This window comes from Pseudarthrobacter sp. S3 (genome assembly GCF_050156905.1).
Taxonomy (GTDB): domain Bacteria; phylum Actinomycetota; class Actinomycetes; order Actinomycetales; family Micrococcaceae; genus Arthrobacter.
Window position 1 is genome coordinate 90,967 of the sequence record NZ_CP189583.1, and the last position, 19,952, is coordinate 110,918.

General features: G+C 65.1%; 20 protein-coding genes and 2 pseudogenes. 12 read left to right on the top strand and 10 right to left on the bottom strand.

The features are described 5' to 3' along the window. Positions 1–209: 209 nt before the first annotated feature. From ACQCSV_RS00455 to ACQCSV_RS00470, 4 genes are all read left to right on the top strand, one after another. Complete coding sequence (locus tag ACQCSV_RS00455; protein WP_354155674.1) at positions 210–1,064, top strand: hypothetical protein; 855 nt, start codon at positions 210–212, stop codon at positions 1,062–1,064. A 56-nt stretch (positions 1,065–1,120) separates the two neighbouring features. Continuing rightward, positions 1,121–2,425 carry a PLP-dependent aminotransferase family protein gene (locus ACQCSV_RS00460; RefSeq protein WP_354155673.1) on the top strand — a complete coding sequence of 435 codons (1,305 nt, stop codon included), beginning with the start codon at positions 1,121–1,123 and terminating at the stop codon, positions 2,423–2,425. Positions 2,426–2,478: 53 nt separating this feature from the next. Beyond that, entirely contained in the window at positions 2,479–2,907 is a 429-nt protein-coding gene (locus ACQCSV_RS00465; RefSeq protein WP_185261955.1) for a universal stress protein, read from the top strand. 157 nt (positions 2,908–3,064) lie between these two features. Continuing rightward, positions 3,065–3,412: a hypothetical protein gene (locus tag ACQCSV_RS00470; RefSeq protein WP_354155672.1), complete on the top strand. Its 348-nt coding sequence runs from the start codon at positions 3,065–3,067 to the stop codon at positions 3,410–3,412. A gap of 12 nt (positions 3,413–3,424) precedes the next feature. On the opposite strand, the gene ACQCSV_RS00475 is transcribed toward ACQCSV_RS00470, so the two are convergent. The 5 genes from ACQCSV_RS00475 to ACQCSV_RS00495 form a co-directional block, all read right to left on the bottom strand. Then, positions 3,425–4,033, bottom strand: a complete 609-nt coding sequence (locus tag ACQCSV_RS00475) for a phosphatase PAP2 family protein (RefSeq protein WP_354155671.1) — start codon at positions 4,031–4,033, stop codon at positions 3,425–3,427. A gap of 28 nt (positions 4,034–4,061) precedes the next feature. Continuing rightward, a complete protein-coding gene (locus ACQCSV_RS00480; RefSeq protein WP_354155670.1) occupies positions 4,062–5,552 on the bottom strand; it encodes a 2-oxo acid dehydrogenase subunit E2 in 1,491 nt (496 codons plus the stop codon). A 59-nt stretch (positions 5,553–5,611) separates the two neighbouring features. Beyond that, positions 5,612–6,592, bottom strand: a complete 981-nt coding sequence (locus ACQCSV_RS00485; RefSeq protein ID WP_426938992.1) for an alpha-ketoacid dehydrogenase subunit beta — start codon at positions 6,590–6,592, stop codon at positions 5,612–5,614. Next, positions 6,592–7,872, bottom strand: a complete 1,281-nt coding sequence (locus ACQCSV_RS00490; protein WP_354155668.1) for a thiamine pyrophosphate-dependent dehydrogenase E1 component subunit alpha — start codon at positions 7,870–7,872, stop codon at positions 6,592–6,594. The genes ACQCSV_RS00485 and ACQCSV_RS00490 overlap by 1 nt, the downstream gene beginning before the upstream one ends. Before the next feature lie 149 nt (positions 7,873–8,021). Next, positions 8,022–9,140 carry a histidinol-phosphate transaminase gene (locus ACQCSV_RS00495; RefSeq protein ID WP_354155667.1) on the bottom strand — a complete coding sequence of 373 codons (1,119 nt, stop codon included), beginning with the start codon at positions 9,138–9,140 and terminating at the stop codon, positions 8,022–8,024. A gap of 83 nt (positions 9,141–9,223) precedes the next feature. Here ACQCSV_RS00495 and ACQCSV_RS00500 point away from each other — a divergent pair, with 83 nt between their 5' ends. Continuing rightward, positions 9,224–9,652: a phage holin family protein gene (locus ACQCSV_RS00500; RefSeq protein ID WP_354155666.1), complete on the top strand. Its 429-nt coding sequence runs from the start codon at positions 9,224–9,226 to the stop codon at positions 9,650–9,652. Positions 9,653–9,661: 9 nt separating this feature from the next. On the opposite strand, the gene ACQCSV_RS00505 is transcribed toward ACQCSV_RS00500, so the two are convergent. Together ACQCSV_RS00505 and ACQCSV_RS00510 are read right to left on the bottom strand one after the other, a co-directional pair. Next, the gene (locus tag ACQCSV_RS00505) at positions 9,662–11,101 is read right to left on the bottom strand and encodes a hypothetical protein (RefSeq protein ID WP_426938993.1); all 1,440 of its coding nucleotides are present in this window, start codon (positions 11,099–11,101) and stop codon (positions 9,662–9,664) included. Further along, positions 11,101–11,403 carry a hypothetical protein gene (locus ACQCSV_RS00510; protein ID WP_354155664.1) on the bottom strand — a complete coding sequence of 101 codons (303 nt, stop codon included), beginning with the start codon at positions 11,401–11,403 and terminating at the stop codon, positions 11,101–11,103. The genes ACQCSV_RS00505 and ACQCSV_RS00510 overlap by 1 nt, the downstream gene beginning before the upstream one ends. A gap of 189 nt (positions 11,404–11,592) precedes the next feature. On the opposite strand from ACQCSV_RS00510, the gene purB reads away from it, so the two are divergent. From purB to ACQCSV_RS00540, 6 genes are all read left to right on the top strand, one after another. After that, on the top strand, positions 11,593–13,035 hold the full coding sequence (gene purB / locus ACQCSV_RS00515) for an adenylosuccinate lyase (RefSeq protein WP_354155663.1): 1,443 nt from the start codon (positions 11,593–11,595) through the stop codon (positions 13,033–13,035). Positions 13,036–13,214: 179 nt separating this feature from the next. Beyond that, positions 13,215–13,886 carry a histidine phosphatase family protein gene (locus ACQCSV_RS00520; RefSeq protein ID WP_354155662.1) on the top strand — a complete coding sequence of 224 codons (672 nt, stop codon included), beginning with the start codon at positions 13,215–13,217 and terminating at the stop codon, positions 13,884–13,886. A 97-nt stretch (positions 13,887–13,983) separates the two neighbouring features. Beyond that, positions 13,984–14,487 (top strand): GNAT family N-acetyltransferase, encoded by a 504-nt coding sequence (locus ACQCSV_RS00525; RefSeq protein WP_354155661.1) that lies wholly within the window; start codon positions 13,984–13,986, stop codon positions 14,485–14,487. Positions 14,488–14,563: 76 nt separating this feature from the next. After that, complete coding sequence (locus tag ACQCSV_RS00530) at positions 14,564–14,998, top strand: acyl-CoA thioesterase (RefSeq protein ID WP_082575848.1); 435 nt, start codon at positions 14,564–14,566, stop codon at positions 14,996–14,998. 107 nt (positions 14,999–15,105) lie between these two features. Then, complete coding sequence (locus tag ACQCSV_RS00535; RefSeq protein ID WP_354155660.1) at positions 15,106–15,732, top strand: thymidine kinase; 627 nt, start codon at positions 15,106–15,108, stop codon at positions 15,730–15,732. 525 nt (positions 15,733–16,257) lie between these two features. Continuing rightward, positions 16,258–17,037, top strand: a complete 780-nt coding sequence (locus ACQCSV_RS00540; RefSeq protein WP_354155659.1) for an ACT domain-containing protein — start codon at positions 16,258–16,260, stop codon at positions 17,035–17,037. 80 nt (positions 17,038–17,117) lie between these two features. Here the strand turns inward: ACQCSV_RS00540 and ACQCSV_RS00545 are convergent. After that, positions 17,118–17,735 (bottom strand): annotated as a pseudogene (locus ACQCSV_RS00545) (IS1634 family transposase); the annotation flags it as partial. 69 nt (positions 17,736–17,804) lie between these two features. On the opposite strand from ACQCSV_RS00545, the gene ACQCSV_RS00550 reads away from it, so the two are divergent. Next, entirely contained in the window at positions 17,805–18,602 is a 798-nt protein-coding gene (locus ACQCSV_RS00550) for a LysR family transcriptional regulator substrate-binding protein (RefSeq protein WP_354155656.1), read from the top strand. Positions 18,603–18,699: 97 nt separating this feature from the next. On the opposite strand, the pseudogene ACQCSV_RS00555 reads toward ACQCSV_RS00550, so the two are convergent. Both ACQCSV_RS00555 and ACQCSV_RS00560 read right to left on the bottom strand, forming a co-directional pair. After that, positions 18,700–18,894 (bottom strand): annotated as a pseudogene (locus ACQCSV_RS00555) (2-oxo acid dehydrogenase subunit E2); the annotation flags it as partial. Positions 18,895–19,439: 545 nt separating this feature from the next. Continuing rightward, positions 19,440–19,646: a hypothetical protein gene (locus tag ACQCSV_RS00560; RefSeq protein ID WP_354155655.1), complete on the bottom strand. Its 207-nt coding sequence runs from the start codon at positions 19,644–19,646 to the stop codon at positions 19,440–19,442. Positions 19,647–19,952: the final 306 nt, after the last annotated feature.

Sequence of the window (19,952 nt, forward strand, 5' to 3'; positions counted from 1 at the left end):
GCACGCAGCGGCCATAAACAGCCAAATGCCCTGGCCACCGAAAGGTGTCCGGGGCATTTGTTATCTCGCCGTGAGCAGGAACGGGACCAGCCACCGAGCACGTGACCAAGTCTTGTTCCAACCGGTACCGCGCCGGCATTTCCAGGGCGGAGGGACCGCCGTAACGTTAAATGCACGGAAAGCATTGGGGACGGGAACGCGGTGCAGAGATGGCAGGCAGGCAGAGCGCCGGAAAGCTGATGGCGACGGCGGCAGCACTCACTCTTACGCTGTGGCTGGGAGGCTGCGCCCCCGCTTCGAACCCGCGTACCGGCAGCAGCTTCCCGGCCGGTGCAACTACGCTTGAACGCCCTGACCGCGCCCAGCAGCCCCTGGTTCCAGTTCCGCAGCCGCAGGCGCCCCCGCCAGCCACCGGTGCGCCCGCCGAGGCCACCGGCCCGTCCTCCGGCTCGCCCCCCGGGCCTTCAAGCCAAGCGTCAGACGGGGTTACGGCAACACCGGAGCGGAGCCTGGGCACCGGTCCAGCGTCCGGACCGGCTTCGCCCGGGACTGCCTCGACCGGCGGCGGTGCTGCACCCGGCGCACCTAAGGCGGCAAGCCCATCGCCGGCTCCGGAGCCCTCGGCGCCGCCCCCGGCCGTGCCAGCCCCTGGCCTGTCCGCCGGATTCCAGGCGGTGACCGCCTACTACGTACTGCTGGACGACGGCGGGGCCGGAGGTGTGCGCTTTGGCTGCAACGACAGCCTGGCAGGCGTCCGCCGTACCGTGGCCGGATCCGCGGAACCTTTGGCCAACGCCATGCGCGCCCTGCTGGACGGAGCGGCAGAACCGACGCCAGGGCTGTACAACTCCCTGTCCGGCTCAACCCTGACGTTCCTGTCCGGCACTTTCGACGGTACGTCTGTGACGGTCTACCTGTCCGGCTCGATCCGTCCAGCGGGGGTGTGCGACATCCCGCGCATCGAGGCCCAGCTCACACAGACTGCCGTAGCGTCGGTGGGCGCAATCCGCGCCGACGTTTACGTCAACGGCGTGGGGCTCGCCGAAGCATTGCGCCTCAACTAGGCCAATGGATCAACAGATGTTGCCTGATCAGCAACTTTCGGTTGTATGCTGAGGATGTGAGCCACGAAACACTTGATGCCGGCGCAGTGCAGCTACCGGCCGAAGCCATTGATGCCATCGAGCGCGCGGCCACGTCCGCCCACCGCGCCGCCCATCCCCACGAGGCGCTGTTTTCGGAACGCGCAGCCAACATTAAGCAATCGGCGGTCCGGGACGTTTTTGACATCTCGATGCGCCCCGGGCTGGTGTCCCTTGCCGGGGGCAGCCCCTACCTGCAATCCCTTCCGCTGGAGCGGCTGGCCGCCACGGCTGCAAGCATCATCGCCGACGAGGGGCTCACCGCCCTGCAATACGGCGGCGGGCAGGGTACCGAAGAACTTCGCACCCAGGTCTGCGAGGTGATGGCGGCCGAAGGAATCCTGGATGCGCTCCCGCAGAACGTCGTGATCACCGCAGGCTCCCAGTCGGCCCAGGATGTGGCCGTCAAGGTCTTCTGCAACCCGGGGGACGTGGTGCTGGTGGAGAATCCCACCTATGTGGGCGCCCTCAACACGTTTGAGGCCTACCAGGTGGAGGTGGCCACGGTGGAGATGGACGACGACGGCCTGGTGCCTGAGCTGCTGGAGGCCAGAATCGCCGCGCTCCAGACGGCAGGGAAGAACATCAAGTTCCTCTACACGATCCCCAACTTCAACAATCCCTCGGGGATTACCCTGGCGGAGAAACGCCGTCAGCGGGTTGTTGATATATGCCGGAACGCGAATATTCTGGTGCTGGAAGACAACCCCTATGGGCTCCTCCGGTACGACGGGAAACCACTGGAACCGCTCCGCGCGGCCAACCCCGCCGATGTCATCTACATGGGATCGTTCTCCAAGATCTTTGCCCCCGGCCTGCGCATCGGCTGGGCGTTAGTCCCGGAGCACCTTCAGCGGCGCTACTACCTTGCATCCGAATCCGTGACGCTGTGCCCGCCGACGCTGAACCAGATGCTGGTGTCCGCCTACCTCAGGGACTATGACTGGAAGGGCCAGATCGAGACCTACCGGGAACTGTACGCCGAACGATGCACTGCCATGCTCGCGGCCCTGGACGAACACATGCCCGCTGGCACCAGCTGGACCAGCCCGGAAGGCGGCTTCTTCGTCTGGGTCACACTGCCGGAAGGCGTGGACACCTATCCCCTGCTGCAGAAGGCGATCGACGCCGGTGTCGTCTTTATCCCCGGGGCTGCCTTCACCCCGTCTGATGCGCCGTCCAACAAGCTGCGGCTGGCGTTCAGCGCGGTTCCGCCCGGCGCCATCAAGGAAGGCGTCCGCCGTTTGGCACCGGTACTGCGGGAAGCCCTTGCAGCGCTGTAACGTTGGCCGGACTGAGTGTGGCCAAGAGTGAATCTGAACAAGGAGTACAAAGCATGAGCGGAATTATTGTTGTTGGCGTCGACGGCAGCGGCACCGCCAAGAAGGCCGCCGAATCGGCCCGGGACCTCGCCGCCGCCGTGGGTGCCTCGCTTCACGTCGTCTCAGCCTTCGACAGCGACCGTACCGAGATCTTCGGCTCTGGCAGCGACCAGTGGATCGTTTCCGACGCCGACGGTGCCGAGCATGTTGCCAAGACAGTGGCCGAGGCCCTGGCCGGTTCCATCAAGGTGACCTACTCGGCCGCCCGCGGCAAGCCCGCCGAAGCGCTCATCAAGGAATCCGAGCGCCTGGGCGCCACGATGATCGTTGTGGGCAACCGGCGGATGCGCGGCATCGGCCGGGTCCTGGGAAGCGTGGCCAACAGCGTGGCCCACAATGCCACGTGCGACGTCTACATTGCCAACACCTACGACGCCGACTAACTGACAACGGGACACGATGCACCGGCCGCACCGCGCGACGGTGCATGGTGTCCGTTCTCACCCCTTAAACGCCGGTTTCAGCACCCGGCCGGCGATAAAATGGAAGGGCCCTCAACGGAGCGGACAACCACTCTCCACTCCAGCCAAAGGGGCCCCCTTGCTAACTCTTCAGCGCCGCCAACTTGTAGGCCACGACATCCTCCTGGCCCGCCACGGCAACCACATCTGCTCCATGCGTGTGGACCGCGGCAACGGCCGCGTCATTGCCCTGCTGGATGACGGCTCCCTGGACAGTGCACCCAACCTCATCTCGCCGGGACTGCGCCTGCCGCAGACCCTCGAGAGCGTGCTGCGCAGCGACCGGAAATTCTTCGCGGCCATCGCAGGCGTTGCCCTGGTTCTTGGCGGCCTGATGTTTGCCACATCCGCTGCCTTGGCTGGCGCCATGGCGGGGAATCCCGAGATGGTCGAGATGATGACGGCCTACTCCGCCTACGGTTACTGACACCAGGCTCTGCTAGAGGAGCCAGCCGCGCAAAAGCCACCAAAGGCCCGCCATCACCAAGCCACCAAAAAGCGAACCGGCCACAACCTGCGCCAGGGTATGTGCACGGAGCACCACCCGCGACCAACCGACGGCGGGAACCAGCAGGAGCAACGGCAGCCAGGCCGGACCTAGCATCAGGACACAAATAACTGCCGCTGACGATACCGCCGCAGCATGCCCGCTGATCTTCCAGACGGGGCTCACCGCGGCCAGCACAATGATGCCGGCGATGATGGCCAGCACCATGACCATTACGCTTCGCGGGGCATTGGCGGCCTGCAGCACCACCAGCCCGGCGGCAACAAATCCAAGCGCCATCAGCAGCACGGGCGCGCGCTGTTTGCGGTTGCTGACGTGATGGTCCGTGACCTTGCCCAGCCGCACGAGCCCCAGGAGCACCAGGAGCGGCAGCACACACACAAACAGCGCGGCCAAGGCTCCATAGCCAATGGTGCCAGGGAATCCGGCCTCGACCACGGGGCTGATGAGGAGTTGTAGCGTCACCACCACCGGTGGTTGGAACACCTCAGTCAGCCACCTGGCTGCCCGGTTCCTGGACCGAACGGCAACCTGGTTCACGGTATCGATGCTCGTGGTCCCGGCAGCCCTAGTCCAGCAGGAGCGCCGGCTCCTCAAGGATCGCGGCGACGTCGGCCATAAAGCGGGCGGACAAGTCACCGTCCACTACGCGGTGGTCAAAGGAGCCGCCCAGCGTGGTGATCCAGCGCGGAATGACTTCGCCGTCCAGGACCCAGGGCTTCTGCTTGATGGTTCCGAACGCCACAATTGCCACTTCACCCGGGTTGATGATCGGGGTTCCCGTATCGATCCCCAGCGCACCGATGTTGGTGACAGTAAGCGTTCCGCCCTGCATTTCGGCGGGCTGGGTCTTGCCCGCCCGGGCCGTGGTGGCCAGGTTGTTCAGAGCCAGTGCCAGTTCCTTGAGTGACAGGTCCTGGGCGTCCTTAATGTTGGGAACCATCAGCCCGCGCGGGGTGGCTGCGGCGATGCCAAGGTTCATGTAGTGCTTGACCTGGATCTCGGCGGCGTCGGTCCCGTCCACGTTGTCTACCCAGGTGGCGTTGACGCTGGGGTTCCGCGCGGCAGCCCAGATGACGGCCTTGGCCAGGATCAGCAGCGGGGAAACCTTGATTCCCTCAAAGTCGCGCGAAGCCTTCAGGCGCTTGACGAACTCCATGGTGCGGCTGGCGTCAACATCAACAAAGATGCTCACGTGGGGTGCAGCGAAAGCCGACTCCACCATTGCCTTGGCCGTCGCCTTGCGGACGCCCTTGACCGGAATTCGTTCAATCCGCTGGTCCTGCGGCTTGCCGGCCTTGCCCCAGAAGCCCTCCGCTTGATCCAGCTCTGCATCGCGCTGGGACTGGTAGCTGACCAGGTCCTCGCGCGTGACTTCGCCGCGGGAGCCGGTGGCCACCACATCGGCCAGATCGATCCCCAGATCCCGGGCGATCTTGCGGACGGGAGGCTTGGCCAGGACGCGGTTCACGAGGCCTGTAATGGTTCCACTGAGCGTGGGACGGTTGTCGATCAACCCGGTGTTTGTGCTTGGCGAAATCCGGGCGGGAGGGCCGGTCCGGGTCTCGACAGGCTCGGCCGTCGGGTTTTCGCCGGCACGCTCGCCCACGGGGACCGGGGCTGACCCGGTCTGGGCGGCAGGTGCCGACTTCCGGGGACGGCGCTTGACGGCGTCGGCCTTGGGGCCCGATCCCACCAGCGGACCGCCGGCCAGGGCACTGCCCGCCGTGCCGCCGTCGTCCGTGGAAAGCTTGCCGTACAAGGGCTGGACCGGAGTGGCGGGGGCCGGGACGTCAGCTGGCGTCGGGTCGCCGGAAACGGCGTCCGAGACGCTGATGATGGCGGTTCCGACGTCGATGGTCACTCCCTCGGGGACCAGCAGCTCGGTGACGGTGCCGGCGAAGGGGGATGGCAGCTCAACGAGCGACTTGGCGGTCTCGATCTCGCATAGGACGTCGTTGATGGCGACGGTGTCCCCCGGCTTGACCTTCCAGGAGACGATTTCCGCCTCAGTGAGGCCTTCGCCCACGTCGGGCAGGTTGAACTTGTTCAGAGTCATGGTGTCCTCTTTCGAGCCAAGCGTGAGCGGGAAGCGTGATCGGGGGAAGGTGCCTGCGCCTAGTAGGCCAGGGAGCGGTCCAGCGCCTCGAGGATGCGGTCGATGTCGGGGAGGTAGTCTTCCTCGACCTTCGCCACCGGGTACGGCATATGGAAGCCGCCCACCCGGATCACGGGAGCCTCCAGTGAGAGGAATGCCCGTTCGCTGATCCGGGCTGCGATCTCGCCGCCGATGCCGCCGAACGTGGGCGCCTCATGCGCCACAACAAGCCTCCCGGTCTTCTTCGCGGACGCCGTGACCGTGTCGAAGTCGATCGGCGAAATGGAGCGCAGGTCGATGACCTCGATGCTGTGACCGTCCTCGGCAGCGGCGTCGGCGGCGGCAAGGGCCACCGGCACGAGCGGTCCGTAGGCCACCACTGTGGCGTCCGTGCCCTCGCGGAGCACATGGGCTTTAAACGGATCGGCAGATGCGCCGGGAGAATCAGTGTTGACCTCGCCCTTGAGCCAGTAGCGCCGCTTCGGTTCGAAGACGATCACGGGGTCCTGGCATTCCACTGCCTGCCGGATCATCCAGTAGGCGTCGTGGGCGTTGGACGGTGTGATGATGCGCAGGCCTGCGGTGTGGGCGAACAGCGCCTCCGGTGACTCCGAATGGTGCTCAATGGAGCCGATACCGCCGCCGTATGGGATCCGGACAACGACGGGAACGGTGAGGCTGCCGTTGCTGCGGGCGTGCATCTTGGCCAGCTGGGTGGTGATCTGGTTGAAGCCGGGGAACACAAACCCGTCGAACTGGATCTCGCAGACGGGCAGGTAGCCGCGCAAGGCGAGGCCGATGGCCGTGCCGATGATGCCGGACTCCGCGAGCGGCGTGTCCACCACGCGGTCCGCGCCGAACTCCGCGAGAAGGCCATCGGTGACGCGGTAGACGCCGCCCAGGGCCCCGATGTCCTCGCCCATAAGCAGGGCACGCGGGTTGTTGTCCAGGGTGGCGCGCAGGCCCTCATTAATGGCCTTGGCTATGGTCATGGTGGTCATCAGCGGGCCACTCCTGTCGCTGCGTCATCCGGGTCCGGGCTGCTGGGTTCAGCGCTGGGCTCCGGCGTCTCGGCGAAGCCTGCGCTGTACTCTTCAAACCAGGCCAATTCCTCGGCCACCAGCGGGTGGGCCTCGACATAGGTATTGGCGAAGGCCGTCCGGATGTCCGGGGTCTCGAGGTCGTACGTGGTCTTGCGGACGTAGGCGGCGAGTTCGTCGCCGTCGGCCTTGACCTGCTCAAAGAAGGCGTCATCTGCCAGCCCCTGGGCCCGGAGATACTTTTCCAGGCGGTCCAGCGGATCTTTGGCCCGCCACAGGGTTTCCTCGGCGGATTCCCGGTACTTTGTGGGGTCATCAGCAGTGGTATGCGCACCGACGCGGTAGGTAAAGGCCTCGATCAGCACCGGGCCCTTGCCCTCGCGGGCATGTTCGAGCGCCCACTCGGTCACTGCGTGGACGGCGATCGCATCGTTGCCGTCAACCCGGATGCCCGGGAAACCGTAACCTTTGGCGCGGTTGGACAGCGGTATGCGGGTCTGCACCGAGCTGGGAACGGAGATGGCCCAGTGGTTGTTCTGGCAGAAGAACACCACCGGAGCGTTGTAGGAGGCGGCGAACACCATGGATTCGTGGACGTCGCCCTCGGAACTGGCACCGTCACCGAAGTAGACCATCACCGCTGCCTTGGGCTCGACCGGCCGGTCCGCAGCCGCATCCGCGGCGACTGCAGCTGCCGCGAGCTTCTGGTCCCGCTGGATCCCCATGGCGTAGCCGACGGCGTGCGGCGTCTGCGCGGCCAGGACCAGGGTGTAGAGATGGAAGTTGGTGTCCTTCGGGTTCCAGCCGCCGTTTGAGACGCCGCGGAACTGGCGCAAGAGCTCGGCGAGGTCCACATTGCGGGTCAGTGCCACGCCGTGCTCACGGTAGGTGGGGAAGATGTAGTCCTGCGGCTGGCTGGCCCGGCCGGAGCCGATCTGCGCAGCCTCCTGGCCGGTCAGCGGGACCCACAGGGCCAGCTGGCCTTGGCGCTGGAGCGCGGTTGCCTCCACATCAAAGCGGCGGATCTTGGCCATGTCAGCGTAGAAGCCACGCAGCTTTTCACCGTCCAGCCGATCTGCATAGGCCGAAAAGACCGGGTCTGTCCCCAAGGTCCCGTCAGGCGCCAGCAGCTGCACCATAGGCTCGGCCGGGCTGCCCAGTTGGGCCTCGGCTTCAGCCTCGAGCTGGTCGTCTGCCGCTGTCTGATCGAACTCGGTGGAGGGCAGATGTGTGGCGCCCATACCGTCTCCTTGCTTGCCGCATGCGGATGCATTGCAATGTCGCTGGGATATATGCCGCTGGAGGAACGCATTCCCTTGTCGGCATATATATTGGCTTACTGGTCCTTACTTTATCTTCAGTAGGTGCCGCTCCTGATGCATGTTAAGCGCTAGGAACGTCGCGGCGCATTTGTATAGTGTGCACAGAGCTCAAGGAACCGACTGTTGGCCTCTGCCTCGCCGATGCTGACCCGCACGCCTTCACTGCCGAAGGCTCGCACCGAAAGCGCCTGTGTGCCCGCCAGTTCAGCAAATTCCGAACTGTTCTCGCCCAGGTTCAACCAGATGAAGTTGCCCTCCGCCTCGGGCACAAACCAGCCGAGCTCCCGCAGCCCGCTGGTTACGCGGGTCCGTTCGTCCACGATGCTTTGTACCCTTTCTACAACCAGCGGGTAATTCTGCAACGAGACGATGGCTGCTTTTTCAGCGATCTGTGACACTGAAAAGGGTGTGGCCGCGACGCGCAGGTACTGGGTCAGTCCGGGGTTCGAGATGCTGTACCCCACGCGCAGGCCCGCCAATCCGTGTGCCTTGGAGAACGTCCGGAGCACCACAACATTCGGGTATTTTCGGTACATTGCGATGCCGTCCACGGCATCATTGGCGCGGACGAACTCCTGGTAGGCCTCATCGATAACCACCACAACGTCGGACGGGACCGCCTGGATGAACCGCTCCGTCTCGGCAGTGGTCAGGACAGGCCCCGTAGGGTTGTTTGGGGTGCAAAGCAGGATGACCCTGGTGCGGACGGTCACGGCTGCAGCCATGGCGTCAAGGTTGTGGCGTCCGTCCGCCGTCAGCGGGATGCGGACGCTTTCCGCGCCCACCAGGCCCACGCTGATGGGATACGCCTCGAAGGACCGCCAGGCATAAATCACTTCGTCCGCTTTGCCGTCGTCGTTCTGGCCGGCGAATGTGGACAGCAACTGGTTCAGGGCACCGAGGCTTCCGGCTCCCGTGACAATGTCCTCGGCCGGTACCGCCAGGAACTCGGCGAGCGCAGCACGAAGTTTGCTGCTGAGGGGGTCGGGGTAGCGGTTGAAGTCCGTCTGGTTGGAAATCGCCTCCAGCACCTCCGGAAGAGGGGGCAGGGGGTTTTCGTTGGAGGAGAGCTTGTAGCTGGCCAGCCCGTCCACGGCGATGGGAGGCCTTCCTGCGGCGTAGCGGGGAAGCCGGCCAACCACGGGGCGCGGCCGGATTTCGCCAGGCAACATCTCTGATGAAGTCATGCAAACTAGCCTACTTCGCCTGACCGGCAGGGGTTGGGCGGGCGCACACGTGGGGCTCAGAGGCAGTGTGACAGCATGGGCGTATGCTCTCCTTTATTGTTCGAGTCCTCATCAACGGGCTGGCCCTCTGGATTGCCAGCTGGATACTGCCGGGCCTGGATATCTCTACATCGGCGACCACCGCGGCGGTAGCCAACACGGGCGTAACGCAGGGCACGGAGACCGTCGGCATCATCCTCGCGTACCTGTTCATCGGTTTGATCTTCGGTGTGGTGAACGCGTTTGTCCGCCCCCTGGTCAGCCTCCTGTCCTTGCCCATCACCATCCTCACGCTGGGCCTTTTCACCATCGTCATCAACGCCGCCATGCTGTATCTGACGTCCTGGCTCAGCAGTTACACGCCGGTGCATTTCACCATCGACTCGTTCTTCTGGACGGCAGTCCTCGCAGCCATCATCATCACGCTTATATCGCTGGTCGCGAACCGGGTTCCGGGCGGCCGCCGGCGCTAGCCCGGCGGATCACCGCGCCCGGCCGATCTCAGAGGGCCGTGGTGGGGGGTCGGGCGTGGGCTTCGTTACAGGTTCTTGTGGCTTCGAACGGGTCAGCGCGAAGCGGGTGGCAGTTGCCGTGCCGCCTGCCCCCAGGACGCCGCTCAGGACCGCGGTTGACGCCATAAGTGAAGGATCCTCGCTCACTGCAACCTGACGGGCGCCTGCCTGGTAGTTGCTGAGCCGATGGCCCGGACCGATGCCGAATTCACCACCTTCGGGCGTGGTGACGGGACTGTTGAGGGTCACCGTCACCCGGTTTCTGGCGTCCGGGTTCGGTGTGCCGTCAGCTCCGGGCACCCAATCCTGCCTATGCTCCAGATGGAGTGCAGTGACGCCGGCCTCCGGAACAATGCCCCCTACGGGAGACCCTGCAGTGAGCACATACTCCATGTCGTACTGGTTGAGGAACCCTTCGTCGGCCGCAAGGTTCATGGCATGGATTCCACCTTGGCTGTAGCCCACCGCCACGATAGGCGCCCCTCTTTCCGCGCCTGCATCCTGCAGGGCCCGCAACACCGCTGCGTTGATTTCTGCGGAGCTATGGCCCAGCCCTTCAACGATGCCGGCTTCATCGAACGGATTCACGCCGCCAATTTCACCTCCGGCCTGGGTTCCGGGAATGACCACCACATAGGCCTTTTGTCCCCCTTTATCCACTTCGACGACTTCGATGTAGCCTTCACCGCGTTCATCGATGATCTGCGCCCGTGCCAACAACGCAGCCGGAGAGCCGTCGAATTCAATGGGCAGCGTCTCCTTCTTTTCCAGCGTGACCGATCGCGGCTGAAGGATTCGGTTTGAACGCCCGGACACACCGGCGAGCAAAGGAACGGCGGCCGCAATATGCCTTCCCGCCGCGAGGTCTGCCGCGAGCGCTACCCAAAAGCGCTCCGGGGAGACTGCCAGCAAGGCGGCCATGGCCAAAGGGCCTGCGACGAGCTCCGTGACTTCCCTGTTGGGAACGAAGCCCAACCCGAGATCCCCCGCCTGCCGACCGAGAGTTTCCGTGCTGGTCAGGCCGCCGCCCATGCCGCGCCCGAAACCCGCCCAGGCTTCAGCCGTTTCGTAGTCCCGCTTGCTGGCGCGCACCTGGTTACTGATTCTCTGCAGCTCCGCGCGCACGGCCTGGACGCTCCACTGTGCCTCGCCGACGCCAATCAGGGCCGCCGTCCCGGTGGTTCGCGCTTCATCCTGGTACGGACACAGGTCTTCCCAGATGCGGCGCACCTCCACTTCCACGGCAGCCAGCTCCCCTGCAGCAGCGTCAAGCTTCTCCGCGCCGCCTATGAGCTCCTCCAGCTGAAAACTGATGCCGCCAACGCCGCCCCTGATTTCCATTCCGCCGTCCACGGCAGGTCCTGTCAACTGGATTGGTCCGCCGCTCCCGGACGGGGTTACCTCGGCCATCAGTACCGCCCCGCCGGGTTGCCGGCGGAAGCTCCCACCGCCTGCGCGTGGCGTCGCACCGAAGACAACGCGTCCTCGAGCCGCACGCGTGCCTTTCCGAGCGCCGTCTCCTGTAGGGCTACCGAATTCCGGTATGCCTGCCCCGCAGGCGACTGCCAGTCCAGGAGCTGGATCTCGCGAAAGCCGCCAAGGACCTTTTCCACCCTCCCCAAGCAAAGATCAACCCGGGCCGCCAACTGCTGAACCTCATAACCGCGGGACATGCATGCCGCCATGTCGGCTGCCGTCACGTCACTGCCCATGCCCGATCCCCCCTTCCGGCGACCCGTACGAATATCTGATCCGTCAACGCCAAGTCCCGAACCCCGACGCTACGCAAGGCCGCCCGCACGGCGGAAGCATCGCCGTCGGCTATGTGGACAAGTCGCGCCGTTGTGAACATCAGACGGTCGGCTTAAGCGGCACTGAAGAGTTCATGAAAGAATCAGCACATGCCTGAAACTGCCGCCACAGCTGATACCCGCACGCCCTCTGGACGCCTGGCCCTCGCCGCGTCACCGGACCAGATCGCCCTGGGCCCGCTGGACGGCCGTTACCAGTCCGCCGTCGCGCCCCTCGTTGACTACCTGTCCGAGGCAGCCCTGAACCGTGACCGTGTGGGCGTGGAAGTCGAGTGGCTCATCCACCTGACCAGCAATAACGTCCTTCCCGGCGCAGTCCAGCCCACCGCGGAACAGCAGAATAAGCTCCGCGCGATCGTGACCGAATTCAGCTCCGCCTCGGTGTCCGAACTCGCCGAAATCGAAGCGGTCACGGTCCATGATGTGAAGGCTGTTGAGTACTACATCGCCCGCCGTCTGCCCGCCATCGGCATCGAGAGCCTGACCGCCATGGTCCACTTCGGCTGCACGTCCGAGGACATCAACAACCTTGCTTACGCCCTGGGCGTCAAGGGTGCTGTTGAGGACGTGTGGCTGCCCGCCGCACGCGCCCTCGTGGCCCAGATCAGCAAGATGGCCGAGGACAACCGCGCCGTCCCCATGCTGTCCCGCACGCACGGCCAGCCCGCCACGCCCACCACGCTGGGCAAGGAACTGGCCGTCATCGCGCACCGCCTGAGCCGCCAGCTGGACCGGATCGCCAAGACCGAATACCTGGGCAAGATCAACGGCGCCACCGGAACCTACGCCGCCCACGTCGCGTCCGTTCCGGGCGCCGACTGGCAGCACGTCGCCAAGTCCTTCGTCGAGGGCCTGGGCCTGACCTGGAACCCCCTGACCACCCAGATCGAAAGTCACGACTGGCAGGCCGAGCTTTACGCTGACGTCGCCCGGTTCAACCGGATCCTGCACAACGTCTGCACGGACATGTGGAGCTACATCTCCATCGGCTACTTCGCGCAGATCCCCGTGGCCGGCGCCACCGGCTCCTCCACCATGCCGCACAAGGTCAACCCGATCCGGTTCGAGAACGCCGAGGCCAACCTGGAAATCTCCTCCGGCCTCCTGGACGTGCTGGGCTCCACGCTGGTGACCTCCCGCTGGCAGCGCGACCTCACCGACTCCTCCAGCCAGCGCAACATCGGTGTGGCATTCGGCCACTCCCTCCTGGCGATCTCCAACGTGGCCAAGGGCCTGGACCGCCTCGACGTTGCCGAAGACGTCCTCGCCGGCGACCTGGACACCAACTGGGAAGTCCTGGGCGAGGCCATCCAGATGGTCATGCGCGCCGAGGCGATCGCCGGCGTCGAAGGCATGGAAAACCCCTACGAGCGGCTCAAGGACCTCACGCGCGGCCAGCGTGTGGATGCCGCCCGCATGCAGGAATTCGTGCAGAGCCTGGGACTCTCCCCCGAGGCCGAGGCACGGCTTCTCGCCCTCACACCGGGCAAATACACCGGCATCGCGGACCAGTTGGTGGACCACCTCAAGTAAGCAGCCCGGTGGTCGAGTGTTCAGTAACCACCAGTCATAAACGTACGACGGCGGCGCCGGGTCCTTTGAGGGCCCGGCGCTTTCCTGCCACCCGAGGGCACCAGCAACCGGGCAGGAACGTACGACGTCGGCACGGCAGTCAGACGCCGGATCTCGCCGCCGGATGCGAAACTGGAGTAATGAAGCTGCTCCTCATCCGCCACGGACAGACCCCCGGAAACGTTCTCGGCCAACTGGACACCGCCCACCCCGGGCCGGGGCTAACAGAACTGGGCGAACGCCAGGCAGAGGCCATGGCACGGTCCCTGGCCAACGAGCAGATAGGCGCCCTGTACGCGTCCACGCTCCTGCGCACCCAGATTACGGCCGCCCCGCTGTCACGGCTCCACGGGCTTGAGGTTGAAATCCTGGATGGCCTGCACGAAATCGAGGCAGGGGCACTGGAGAAACTGACCGACCATGAATCGCACATGCGGTACATGGGCACGGTGTTTGCGTGGGCAGCCGGTGACCTGGACCGCAGGATGCCTGCCGGCCCGAACGGCCACGACTTTTTCGAACGGTTCGACGCCGCCATCAACCGGATTTCCGACCGCGCGGCCAGCAACGGGGGCCCCGCCGTCGCGGCCGTAGTGAGCCATGGCGCGGCCATCCGCACGTGGACAGGGCTCCGAGCCGCGGGCGCCGACCATGAGTTCGCCGCCCGGCATGTCCTGTCCAACACCGGCATCGTGGCCCTGGAAGGGGACGCCGGCGCCGGCTGGAAGCTGATCCACTGGGATGGGAGCCCGGTGGGCGGCCTCGCCCTTACAGATCCGACCGCCGAGGACCCCACCGGTACCCAGAGGTAGCGGCCAAGTTCTCCATCCCCTTACGCGCAGGAAACACGGCGTTAATGGTGGGCCCGTAGGCTTGTTCTGCATCACCCTTCGGCGAAACGAGGCAGTCATGCAGACCAATCCGCGGCTCAACATCCGTTCGGTCACCTGGTCCAACCCCGTGGGCGCCGATCTGCGCAGGGCCCAGCAGGCGGAACTGGACGCCCGCTTCGGTACCCCGGACCACGAACCGGGGACCCCGCCGTCGGGCGCCGACTGTGCAGTGTTCCTCGTGGCGTACGACAAAGGCTCGGGACAGCCCGTGGGCTGCGGCGGACTCAGGCTCCTGGACAGCGCCTCGGCCGAAATCAAGCGGCTTTACGTACTCCCGTATACGCGGGGATCAGGCGTGGCCAGCTCCATTCTGGCGGCGCTCGAAGCAGAGGCGCACCAGCAGGGCATCACGCGCATCAAGGCCGAAGCAGGCTCGGCGCAGCCGGACGGCCGGAACTTTTACGAGAACTCCGGCTTCGAATCCGTCCCCAACTTTGGCGCTTACGTGGGCGTGGAGCATTCGTACTGCTACGCCAAGTCGATTGACTCGCACAGCGCCGCCCACACTGCGATGGCCTGAGCCAAATCCGGGCGGCGGCCCGTTACACAACAACCGACACGACGTAACGTGCGCCGCGGCACGCTAACCTCGCCATATGGAATCCACGGACATCACCTTCCGCACGCGCAAATGGATCCGGCCGGAGGACCTGAACGCCAACGGAACCCTTTTTGGCGGAAGCCTGCTGAAATGGATCGATGAGGAAGCCGCGATCTACGCCATCCTCCAGCTTGGCAACGGCCGCGCCGTTACGAAGTACATCTCGGAGATCAACTTCGTGAGCTCCGCCGTGCAGGGCGACCTGGTGGAGATGGGCCTGACGGCAACGCGCTTCGGCCGGACATCCTTGACCATGCGCGCCGAAGTGCGCAACATGATCACGCGCCAGAGCATCCTCACCATCGAAGAGATCGTCTTCGTGAACCTCAGCCCGGCCGGCAAGCCCGAGCCACACGGCTACACCGAAATCACCTATGAGCGGGACCGGATTCCCACTCATCACCTGACCGAAACGCTCATCCAGGACTAACGACGGCGGGACGCGCCTTACGCTGGCCGGCCCCGCGTCACGGCACCACCATGGGCCCCTGGGTCGTACGGCATAGGATCGATAGCCGGACCCTTGAAAGGACTCTCTTGGCCAAGCTCTACTTCCGCTACGGCGCCATGAACTCCGGAAAGTCCACCGGACTCCTGCAGGCCGCCTTCAACTACGAGGAGCGCGGACAGCGCGTCCTGCTGGCCAAGCCCGGCGTGGACACCAAAGGCGATACGGACATTGTGTCCCGGCTGGGCATGACACGGTCCGTGGACTTCCTGTTGGCCGCCACCACCCCCGTGCGCGAACTCTTCGCCGCCCATGCGGCCGGCGATGACCCGGATGCTCTGCTGGAGCACATGGACCAGAAGCCGGTGGCCTGCTTTCTGGTGGACGAGGCACAGTTTCTGACGCCGGACCAGGTGGATGACCTGTTCCGCATCGCCGTCCTGGACAACGTCCCGGTACTGGCCTACGGCATCAGGACCGACTTCCTGACCCATGCCTTCCCGGGATCACGCCGGCTTCTGGAGGTGGCCCACACGCTGGAAGAGCTCAAGACCATTTGCCGGTGCGGGCGCAAGGCCATCTTCAACACCCGGCGGGTTGGCAACAAGGTGGTGTTCGACGGCGATCAGGTGGCCATCGACGGCCAGGACGTCTGGTACGAATCCCTGTGCGGGTCCTGCTACCTCGAGGAATCCAGCGGCCAGCTGGGCTCCTGAGGCCTGGCGCCGCGCCCGGCAACCCTCCCGGCTCCGGATTCCATCCGCCTCAGATCTCACCCGGCGAACCCGGTACCTGCGGCACCCGCGGCACCCGATGCCGGAGGACAGGTGCCAGCACCACGGCGATCCCGACGGCGGCACCGATCACCGTCTCGTCGAGCCCGAAGCCAGGAGATGGCCACTGAACAGCCGCCGGTCACTACCAGGGTGAGAAGCTGAATAAACACTCCCACAGCACAGCGGAGGGCCGGCCGGTGGTCCTTGTTTGCGGGAGCGATGCTGAAAATCTCAGCGAGGATCTTCACGTGCTGATGGCGCCTTCCTGCAGTCCAACCGGTACATCACTGGCGGCCGCGCGGACGTCCACATTGATCCTACGGCAGCCTGTTCCCACGATCGGAACTGCAGGGCAACGCCGCCGAAACACCACCCTGTGATCCTTGAGGCATGAAGCCCACCACAAGGAAGCCTGCCCCTAGGAAGCCTCCCGCGGCTGATTTGAGCTGTGAAGTCTGCGGCCTGATGCCGGAACCGACCAAGACCCGCCTGACCTTGGCCAACGTGGCCGTTATGCTCCCGATCGAACTGCTGGTCCATGCCCTCGTAGTGGAAACTCACCTGCCGTATTTTGCCAAGGTCCTGGTCCTCACGTTCACCGCCACCGTGCTGGTGATCTGGGTGGCGGAGCCCTCAGCCGCCCGGATCCTCCGCGGCTGGCTGCACGCGCCGGCCCTCCGGCACCACAGGAAGCTGGGCAGCGCACCGGCGTTGTGGCGGGCGCGAACGGTGCTCCAGGACCATCCAGGTTCGCTGCAGAAAATCACCCGGGCGCTGGCCCGACTGGACACCAACATCCTCAGCATCCACGTCCACCCGGTTGCCGGCGGCGTGCTGGACGAGTTTGTGCTCTCGGCGCCGGGGAACCTCAGTGAACGGCACCTGCTGGAGGCACTGCACGACGGCGGCGGCTCGCGGTCGCGGGTCTGGCCCACCACCGCATTGGCCATGGCGGACGGCCAGACTAAGGCGCTGAGCCTGGCGGCCCGGATCGCCGATGCCCCTGACGAGCTGCCGCTGGCCGTCGCCGAGCTGCTTCGTGCCCGCATCCTTACGCCTGCGGAGGCGGTCCTGGAAAAGGACGACGCCGGCGCCCGCCTGAAGATCCCCACGGCCTGGCACGGACCCATCACGTTCGCCCGTCCCGGCGAACCGTTCACACCCGCCGAGTCAGCCCGCGCGCACCGGCTCGCCGAGCTCGCCGAAATTTTGGCCCACCGACCTGCCGCCAGCTGCCAGCACTAGCGGGAGTTTCCGGGCTGCGGGTTGTTGAGGGAGTGTTTGTGCTGGTCAGCGGGGATTTCCCGGGTCCCTGAGTGTATGACCTAAGTCCGTGGGGCGTAGGCGTTCAGGCCGAAGAGCGTGCTGAGTTTGGCGGCCGTGGCGTCGTGGTCGGTGAGGATGCGGCGGGCCTTGGGCCGGCCGCCGGTGGAGGGGTAGAGCAGGACTGTTTCCTGGATGGATCCCAGTGATGCCAGCAGTTCCCGGACGCTGAGGTGGATGCCGGCCTGTTCGGCGTCGCGGCGCATCAGGTTGGCTATTGCCAGGGCCAGGACGCAGTAAGAAGGCGTGCACGCGGATCTTTTGCTCGGACCAGTGGAACATGGGCGAGAACGAGACGGTTTTGGTGTCTTTAAGCTAACGGAATCCGGCCTCCACCTCGGATTGGGAGCGGTAGCCGGCAACTACCTCGGCGATGGGCCAGTCGTCGTGGTCGGTGACCAGGATGCGTTTGCCGAAGAATTCTGTCTCCAGCTCCTGCCGCGCTTGTTCGTCGATTTTGAAGCCAGGCGGAACTCGGCGGGAGTCTGCCCGGTCAGGTTGGTGGTGATGACCCGGTCGACCCAGCGGGGCCGGGTGATCTTGGTGATGGCAGACTGAACCTCGTCTTTGCTGCGGCGGGTTTTGCCCCGGGCCAGGGTGGCGGCGAGTTCGCCGAGCTGCCGCGGCACGAAAACTGGAAACAAGCCAGGCTTCAGTGTCCGAGCTCATCGGCCGGCTGGAGCACGAGCTTGAACACAGGCTCTTTACCCGGGGGCGGGCGGCGTCTTTTACCCACCACGGCCGCCGTCGAACTGCAGGTGCATGCGCTGCAGTCCGTCACCTCGTTCGACACCGGCGTGGAGGCGCTGAAATCCATGTCATCACTCGAAGGAGGCGTCTGCACGTTCGGTGTCCTGCGGTACGGCGCCCACTACGACCTGGCCGACCTGGTGCAGCGCTTCCACCGTCGCTACCCCAAGGTAAAGGTGCGCCTCGTCGGGCTGAATTCCTTGGCCGTGGCGGAATCAGTACTGTCGGGAGAAATTGAAGCAGGGCTGATCGTCCTGCCCGTGGCAGAGGCTGGCCTTCAGGTCCGGCCCCTGTTCCGTGACGAAGTTTTTTACGTATCGGCCACCCGGAGTCCAACGCGTGGTCCGGTGACCATCGAGGAACTGACGGAATCAAAGCTGGTCCTGTATGACGCCTTCGCTGGCTGGCAAGACCCGACGAGGCGGCAAGTCCTGGAGCGAGCACGGCTCAAAGGGCTGAAAATCGATCCGGCAATCGAGGTGGAACATGTCGATACCGCCCTGGGCCTCGTCGCCACCGGAGCGGCGGATACCTTTGTCCCGCAGGCAATAGTCAACGGCCCGGGCTTTCCGAAAAACGTCCACGCGGTCCCTTTTGCCGAACCTTTGTATGACACGATCGCCCTGATCCAGCGGGAGGGTGCGTACCTGTCCCCGGCGACACGGAAGATGGCCCAGATGGCCGCGCGGACTCTGCTGGCCAGGGTGACTCCTGGACAAGACGTAAGGGGGGCGTAACCGTCCGCTAGCCCAAGGCTAGCCCCAACCGGCGGGAGCGAAAGGCACGGGTACGGCTGAGAGGCGAGTGTCACCGGCACAACTGCGTTCCGTCGCCTCACATGTCCGACAGAGCCGACCCCGGATTCTCGATCGCGTCGGCCACGTAGCGCAGGAATCCGCCCGCGGTCCCGCCGTCTCAGACGCGGTGGTCGAAGGTGAGCGTCAGTTTAGTTACTTTGCGGACGGCGAGTTCCCCGTGGACCACGCAGGGCTTGTCGATGATCCGCCCTAAGCCTGGGCTAGCGTTCTCGCGGGGGCCTGTACTCCTGGAGGCGTCCTAGCTTGTGAGCCCGGGAGAGGCCCGCGTGATCAGGAACAGATCCACCATAAGGACGGCAACACCACAGACCCTGACCTGCTGCGGTTCCTCTCACCCCTCGGCTGGGAACACACCAACCTCACCGGCGGCTACACCTGGCCGCGCGCCAACCACATCAAACCCGGCAAATACAGGCCACTACGACGATCGGTAAAACCTTAGTCGGATATTTCACTTTTTCACAAGCCACCCCTATATGGGCGGACGATGACGGCCCCCGGGGCCCCGGGTATACGGTGGCCGCACCGGGCCATTCGACCCCGAATTCAGTGAGCAGTCCGGTGCTTCACGGCAGGTAGACATTGTTCATTGAAGCCGTGCTGTCGCCCCAGCTGAAAGTCCCGTGCAGAAAAGTGCCGGCGGTCCAGCACCGGATATTTCCAGCTCTGCCTTGCGCCCGGTGGCGCGGTCGAACTCGTCCCGTGTGTGGGTCAGCTGGTTCAGCGGGAAACGGGCCGCCTCCGGAAAGTGCTGGGTCAGTTCCGAGGCGAGCGTGGACGCAAAGTGCCGTAACTGCGCCAGCCCTGGAGGGTGACGATCAGCAAGGCGTTTCCGGTGCCCCAGCGGGACCAGTCGGCCATCCAGAACGAGGCGAAGCAACTGGCGGGTTCGCCGGGAACCTGCACGCCGTGGCGGTACACCGGACGCAGCGCCAGGCCAGGATTGGCGCCGGCGAACGCCATGCTGCGTCGCCATGTTCCGGCGGGAAGTGAGCAAAAGCGCGGCGACGCCCGGTCCTCTGCCTCAGGCAGGTCCAAGAGTTAGCGGGCAGCCACTTGCGGCAGCCTGGCTGCCCCGGATTACCCCATCTCCGTGGCGGGCTTCCCTGGACGGGGCAGATCCAAGTGCCCGGATCCGTTCACGTTCAAACCAGCCCAGGTGTCCTTACGGCCGATTGCGCCGCCGGAATCTACCCACTTTTGGCTCAGAACGCACCATAAACCCGGGCGGGTTGAGGCGACTCGCCGCACGGACGCCTCAAAGCCGGG

What these genes read in the sequence shown, in the direction of transcription:
- ACQCSV_RS00465 (WP_185261955.1), top strand. Translation starts at nt 2,479, where the DNA reads ATGAGCGGAATTATTGTTGTTGGCGTCGACGGCAGCGGCACCGCCAAG.
- ACQCSV_RS00495 (WP_354155667.1), bottom strand. Translation starts at nt 9,140, where the DNA reads ATGACTTCATCAGAGATGTTGCCTGGCGAAATCCGGCCGCGCCCCGTG.
- ACQCSV_RS00480 (WP_354155670.1), bottom strand. Translation starts at nt 5,552, where the DNA reads ATGACTCTGAACAAGTTCAACCTGCCCGACGTGGGCGAAGGCCTCACT.
- ACQCSV_RS00485 (WP_426938992.1), bottom strand. Translation starts at nt 6,592, where the DNA reads ATGACCACCATGACCATAGCCAAGGCCATTAATGAGGGCCTGCGCGCC.
- ACQCSV_RS00500 (WP_354155666.1), top strand. Translation starts at nt 9,224, where the DNA reads ATGCTCTCCTTTATTGTTCGAGTCCTCATCAACGGGCTGGCCCTCTGG.
- ACQCSV_RS00505 (WP_426938993.1), bottom strand. Translation starts at nt 11,101, where the DNA reads ATGGCCGAGGTAACCCCGTCCGGGAGCGGCGGACCAATCCAGTTGACA.
- ACQCSV_RS00455 (WP_354155674.1), top strand. Translation starts at nt 210, where the DNA reads ATGGCAGGCAGGCAGAGCGCCGGAAAGCTGATGGCGACGGCGGCAGCA.
- ACQCSV_RS00510 (WP_354155664.1), bottom strand. Translation starts at nt 11,403, where the DNA reads ATGGGCAGTGACGTGACGGCAGCCGACATGGCGGCATGCATGTCCCGC.
- purB (WP_354155663.1), top strand. Translation starts at nt 11,593, where the DNA reads ATGCCTGAAACTGCCGCCACAGCTGATACCCGCACGCCCTCTGGACGC.
- ACQCSV_RS00560 (WP_354155655.1), bottom strand. Translation starts at nt 19,646, where the DNA reads ATGGCGTTCGCCGGCGCCAATCCTGGCCTGGCGCTGCGTCCGGTGTAC.
- ACQCSV_RS00540 (WP_354155659.1), top strand. Translation starts at nt 16,258, where the DNA reads ATGCCGGAACCGACCAAGACCCGCCTGACCTTGGCCAACGTGGCCGTT.
- ACQCSV_RS00530 (WP_082575848.1), top strand. Translation starts at nt 14,564, where the DNA reads ATGGAATCCACGGACATCACCTTCCGCACGCGCAAATGGATCCGGCCG.
- ACQCSV_RS00520 (WP_354155662.1), top strand. Translation starts at nt 13,215, where the DNA reads ATGAAGCTGCTCCTCATCCGCCACGGACAGACCCCCGGAAACGTTCTC.
- ACQCSV_RS00525 (WP_354155661.1), top strand. Translation starts at nt 13,984, where the DNA reads ATGCAGACCAATCCGCGGCTCAACATCCGTTCGGTCACCTGGTCCAAC.
- ACQCSV_RS00490 (WP_354155668.1), bottom strand. Translation starts at nt 7,872, where the DNA reads ATGGGCGCCACACATCTGCCCTCCACCGAGTTCGATCAGACAGCGGCA.